Annotated in this window: 2 protein-coding genes; both read right to left on the bottom strand. The window is 67.1% G+C overall.

The annotated features are described in order from the left end of the window. Position 1: 1 nt before the first annotated feature. Entirely contained in the window at positions 2-877 is an 876-nt protein-coding gene (sucD, locus tag DXK32_RS31870) for a succinate--CoA ligase subunit alpha (RefSeq protein ID WP_014241630.1), read from the bottom strand. A 1-nt stretch (position 878) separates the two neighbouring features. Continuing rightward, positions 879-1,707 (bottom strand): ADP-forming succinate--CoA ligase subunit beta (sucC, locus tag DXK32_RS31865; protein ID WP_114862153.1); only part of this gene is annotated, 829 nt, incomplete at its 5' end.

Genomic DNA, 1,707 nt, shown 5'->3' with positions numbered 1-1,707 from the left:
ATCAGCCCTTGAAGACCTTGAGCATGGTGGAACCCAGGCTCGCGGGGCTGTCGGCGACGGCGATGCCGACGGACTTCATGAACTCGATCTTGAAGTCCGCGGTGTCGTTGCCGCCGGAGATCACCGCGCCGGCGTGGCCCATGCGGCGGCCCGGAGGCGCGGTGCGTCCGGCGATGAAGCCGACGACCGGCTTCTTGGTCCCGGAGTCGCGGATGAACTCCGCGCCCTTGACCTCGGCGTCGCCGCCGATCTCGCCGATCATGATGATGCCCTCGGTCTCCGGGTCCTTCAGGAACAGCTCCAGGCTGTCCACGAAGTTCGTCCCGTTGACCGGGTCGCCGCCGATGCCGATGCAGGTCGTCTGGCCCAGCCCCGCCGCGGTGGTCTGCGCCACCGCCTCGTAGGTCAGCGTGCCCGAGCGCGAGACGATGCCGATCTTGCCGCGCTTGTGGATGTGGCCCGGCATGATGCCGATCTTGCACTCGTCGGGCGTGATGATGCCCGGGCAGTTCGGCCCGATCAGACGGGTCTTGGAGTTGCCCAGCGCCCGCTTGACGCGCACCATGTCGAGCACCGGGATGCCCTCGGTGATGCACACCACCAGCGGGATCTCGGCGTCGATCGCCTCCAGGATGGCGTCCGCTGCGAAGGGCGGCGGCACGTAGATGACGCTGGCGTTGGCGCCGGTCTTCTCGACCGCGTCGGCCACCGTGTCGAAGACCGGCAGGTCGAGGTGCTTGGTGCCGCCCTTGCCCGGGGTGACGCCGCCGACCATCTTGGTGCCGTAGGCGATCGCCTGCTCGGAATGGAAGGTGCCCTGGGCTCCGGTGAAGCCCTGGCAGATCACCTTCGTGTTCTTATCGACGAGAACAGCCATCTTACGCGGCCTCCTTCACAGCCTTGACCACCTTGTCGGCGGCGTCGGCGAGGTTGTCGGCCGACAGGATCGGCAGACCGGACTCGCTGAGGATCTTCTTGCCCAGCTCGACGTTCGTGCCTTCCAGACGGACGACCAGCGGAACGTGCAGGTGCACCTCGCGGGCGGCCGCGACCACGCCTTCGGCGATGACGTCGCAACGCATGATGCCGCCGAAGATGTTGACCAGGATGCCTTCGACGTTCGGGTCGGAGAGGATCAGCTTGAAGGCCGCGGTGACGCGCTCCTTGGTGGCGCCGCCGCCGACATCGAGGAAGTTGGCCGGCTCGCCGCCGTACAGCTTGATGATGTCCATGGTCGCCATCGCCAGACCGGCGCCGTTGACCATGCAGCCGATGTTGCCGTCCAGCTTGACGTAGTTGAGGCTGTGCTTGGCGGCCTCGATCTCGGCCGGGTCTTCCTCGGCCTCGTCGCGCAGCTCCTCGACGTCCTTGTGGCGGAACAGGGCGTTGTCGTCGAAGCTCATCTTGGCGTCGAGCGCCAGGATCTCGCCCGAGCCGGTGACGATCAGCGGGTTGATCTCGACGATCGCGCAGTCCAGGTCAACGAAGGCCTGGTAGGCGGCGACGATGAACTTGGCGGCGGCGGAAACCTGCTTGCCCTCGAGGCCGAGCGCGAAGGCGACCTTGCGGGTGTGGTAGCCCTGGATGCCGGTGGCCGGGTCGATGGCGACCTTGACGATCTTCTCCGGCGTGTTGTGGGCGACCTCCTCGATCTCCATGCCGCCCTCGGTGGACGCCATGATGGTGACGCGGCCGGTGGCGCGGTCG

The organism is Azospirillum brasilense, from assembly GCF_003349955.1.
Lineage (GTDB): Bacteria > Pseudomonadota > Alphaproteobacteria > Azospirillales > Azospirillaceae > Azospirillum > Azospirillum brasilense_B.
Note: the sequence above shows the minus strand (reverse complement) of the source record. Positions and strands in the feature narration are given on the sequence as shown.

Coding starts and splice junctions, on each gene's coding strand:
- sucD (WP_014241630.1), bottom strand. CDS start 877: ATGGCTGTTCTCGTCGATAAGAACACGAAGGTGATCTGCCAGGGCTTC.